This window comes from Sphingopyxis sp., from assembly GCF_035565275.1.
GTDB lineage: Bacteria > Pseudomonadota > Alphaproteobacteria > Sphingomonadales > Sphingomonadaceae > Sphingopyxis.
In genome coordinates this window covers 1-3,400 of the sequence record NZ_DATMST010000015.1, presented here as the reverse complement: position 1 = coordinate 3,400, position 3,400 = coordinate 1, and the positions used below count along the sequence as shown (strand labels likewise).

3 protein-coding genes are annotated in these 3,400 nt (G+C 65.0%); all 3 read left to right on the top strand.

Annotation, left to right across the window (positions count from 1 at the left end):
- Positions 1–191 precede the first annotated feature (191 nt).
- Positions 192–2,153: a potassium transporter Kup gene (locus VN047_RS01050; protein WP_325539138.1), complete on the top strand. Its 1,962-nt coding sequence runs from the start codon at positions 192–194 to the stop codon at positions 2,151–2,153.
- Positions 2,154–2,267: 114 nt separating this feature from the next.
- Positions 2,268–3,101 carry a hypothetical protein gene (locus VN047_RS01045; protein ID WP_325539136.1) on the top strand — a complete coding sequence of 278 codons (834 nt, stop codon included), beginning with the start codon at positions 2,268–2,270 and terminating at the stop codon, positions 3,099–3,101.
- A partial coding sequence (locus VN047_RS01040) for an AHH domain-containing protein (protein WP_325539134.1) occupies positions 3,101–3,400 on the top strand: 300 nt, incomplete at its 3' end. The genes VN047_RS01045 and VN047_RS01040, both read left to right, overlap by 1 nt.

The window sequence follows — 3,400 nt, the reverse complement described above, 5'->3', positions numbered from 1 at the left end:
GTATGGAGCCAGCTACTCGCGCGCAGCCCGGCCGATGCGCCGTGGCGGCCCGACCTCGAGGTGCGGCTGGCGCAGCTGCGACAGGCGCTGGGACCGGTAGCCGACGAACCCGCCGACGAACCGGCCGGTCCGTAAGATGCGTCCCGAATTGGAACCTATGTTATCGGCGCCGGCTCGTCTAAAGGCGCGCGATGACTGCTGAGTCGCAACAGGCGACGGGCGGCGCCGATGGCGCCGCTCCGGCCGCCGCCGAAATGGCCCATTACGGGCACGGGCACCATGGCGATAGCAAGCTGAAGCTCGCCGTCGGCGCGGTCGGCGTCGTGTTCGGCGACATCGGCACCAGCCCGCTTTACGCGTTTCGCGAAACCTTTGCCGGACACCATCCGATCGAAGCCGACCGGCTGCATATCTATGGCGTGCTGAGCCTCGTCTTCTGGTCGATGATGCTGGTCGTCACCTTCAAATATGTGCTGACGATCATGCGCGCCGACAACAAGGGCGAGGGGGGCAGCCTCGCGCTGCTTGCGCTGATCAGCCGCTCGTCGGGCGAGAAACGCTGGACTTGGCCGATCATCCTGCTCGGCGTGTTCGCGACGGCGCTCTTTTATGGCGACAGCATGATCACCCCAGCGATGTCGGTGCTCTCGGCGACCGAGGGGCTGAGTTATGTCAACAAGGGGTTCGAACCCTATATCGTGCCGATCGCGTTGGCGATCCTGATCGCCCTGTTCGCGATCCAGTCGCGCGGGACGGCCAAGGTCGGGGCGCTGTTCGGGCCGATCATGCTGGCCTATTTCACGATGCTTGCAGTACTCGGCGTGATCCATATCGTCGACCATCCGGGAATCATCCTCGAAACGCTGAACCCGGTGAACGCGCTGCGCTTCTTCTATATCGACGGGTTCACCGCCTTCATCGCGCTGGGCGCGGTCGTGCTCGCAGTGACGGGCGCGGAAGCGCTCTATGCCGATATGGGGCATTTCGGACGCGGGCCGATCGGGCTGAGCTGGCTTGCCTTCGTGCTGCCAGCGCTGATGCTCAACTATATGGGACAGGGCGCGATGGTGCTCGAGGCCGAGATGGGGCCGCGTGCCGACCTGATCGCCGATCCCTTTTTCCAGATGATGCCCGACGCCTGGCAGGTTCCGGTCGTCATTCTCGCGATCCTCGCGACGATCATCGCGAGCCAGGCGGTGATCTCGGGCGCGTTCTCGCTGACCCAGCAGGCCATCCAGCTCGGCTTCATGCCGCGCCTTCGCGTCGAGCATACGAGCGCGTCGGCGGCGGGACAGATCTATATCCCGGTGGTCAACTGGGGGCTGATGGTAATGGTCATCATCCTCGTCCTCTTCTTCGGGTCGTCGAGCAACCTTGCCGCCGCCTATGGCATCGCGGTGACGGGGGCGATGTTCATCGATACCTGTTTGCTGAGCGTCGTGCTGTTCACGCTGTGGAAGTGGCCGGCGTGGAAGGCGCTGCCGGTGCTCGCGGTCTTCTTCATCGTCGATATCGCCTATTTCGGCGCGAACCTGATCAAGGTGCCCGATGGCGGCTGGGTACCGCTGGCGATCGGCCTGACGATCTTCACCATGCTGACGACCTGGTCGCGCGGACGCAAGCTGATGCAGCAGGAAATGGCGGAGGGCGCGATGCCGATCCCGGTGTTTGTGAAATCGGCGGCAAACAGCGCGACGCGCGTACCGGGTACCGCGGTGTTCATGACGTCGAGCGCCGACGGGGTGCCGCACGCGCTGCTCCACAATTTGAAGCACAACAAGGTGCTGCACCAGCGCATCATCCTTCTGACGATCAAGATCGCCGACGTGCCGTTCGTGCGCGAGGAAAATCATTGCGCGCTCGAAGATCTGGGACAGGGTTTCCACCGGCTGATCCTGAACTATGGCTTCATGCAGCCGGTCGACGTGCCAGACGCGCTGAAGCGGGTCACGAGTTGCGGCGGCGAGTTCAAGATGCTGGAAACGAGCTTTTTCCTGTCGCGCCAGACGCTGATCGCGGCGAGCAAGCCCGGCATGCCGATATGGCGCGAAAAGCTGTTCGCGTGGATGCTGCGCAATTCGGAAAGCGCGATGGAATATTTCCGCCTGCCGACCAATCGCGTCGTCGAACTGGGGAGTCAGGTCGCGATCTGACGCCGGGCGTCGGGAGGCCGGCCGGATTAACTTCCCGACATGTTCGAATAAGCGTTTGAACATTGCTGCCAGTCTTGCGATGCAAGGATGGACCCACAAAGATCGACCAGCGCTATGGATGCCGGCAATCGCGACGCTCTGATCCTGCCGGTTCCCCCGGAACCCTTTGCCTTGGTCGTCGGCACCGCGATGCGGGACGGATCGGGCGACGCGCTGGAAACATCGCTGCGGCATATGGGGCTACGTCCCGAGCGCGTGACAGACGACGATCCCGACGCCGCCGGGTGGATCGGTCCGCCAAGATTTCGCCTGCGTTTCGGCACCGTGTCGGTCCTCGCAGGGCGTGCGGGCGATATGGCGCGCGATCTGGCCGATCCCGACCAACCGTCGACCAGCCTGCTTGCCGCCAGCTTGCCGCACGGCTGGCAGGCGGGCGGCCAATGCTGGTATTTCATTCCCGAAAGCCGCCCCGAAGCGAAGGAAGCGCCGGGGCAGGCGGCCCGGATGCGCGAATTCTTCAAGATGATGGTGCTGCTGATCGACATGTTCGATGCCAGCCATATCTTCTGGTCGCCCGCGCGATTATGGTCCGATGCGCAGCAGTTCCGCGCCTCGGTCGCCGAAATGCTGGCGAGCGGGATGCCACCGGTGCTGCACCTCGTCGCCTTTCGCCGCCGCGACACGGGCGATGGCGCGAGCATGGCGACGCGCGGGCTGGCGCTGTTCGCGGGCCAGGAACTGGAAGCGCGCATCCCGGGAGGGTGGACGGTCGCCGAAATGGTACGGCGCCTGTCGCGGCTTGCGCTCGACATGATGCTTAACGGCCCCGTTCTGGCCAATCGCACGATGCGCGGACTGGGGGCGGGCGAATGGATCGGGCTGTCGCCCCGACCGATCGGCGGGAACCAGCGGTCGACCGTTGTTGTCGAGTTCGGCCGCGACACCTGATGCGGCAGGGCGGCTGGCAAGGCGCTCCGCCGCCGCAGACCGGGTTCCAGCGCCATCATCTGATCCCCGTCGCGCTGTTGCGGCGCCCGCAGATGGCCGCGATGTTCGAACAGCTTCACGCCGAAGGCTTCGCGCTCCAGCATTTCGCGCGCAACGGGCTGGTGCTGCCGGCATCCGAACCCGCCGCGCTGTCATCGGGGCATGCGTTGCACCGCGGCCCGCACCGGGGATACAGCGACGTCGTCGCCGCGCGGGTCGAGCGGATCCGCGCACATTTTGCCGTGCAGGCGCCCGCCGAT

Bases quoted from the DNA above. Each gene is read 5' to 3' on its own strand.
- VN047_RS01050 (WP_325539138.1), top strand. From the start codon at position 192: ATGACTGCTGAGTCGCAACAGGCGACGGGCGGCGCCGATGGCGCCGCT.
- VN047_RS01045 (WP_325539136.1), top strand. From the start codon at position 2,268: ATGGATGCCGGCAATCGCGACGCTCTGATCCTGCCGGTTCCCCCGGAA.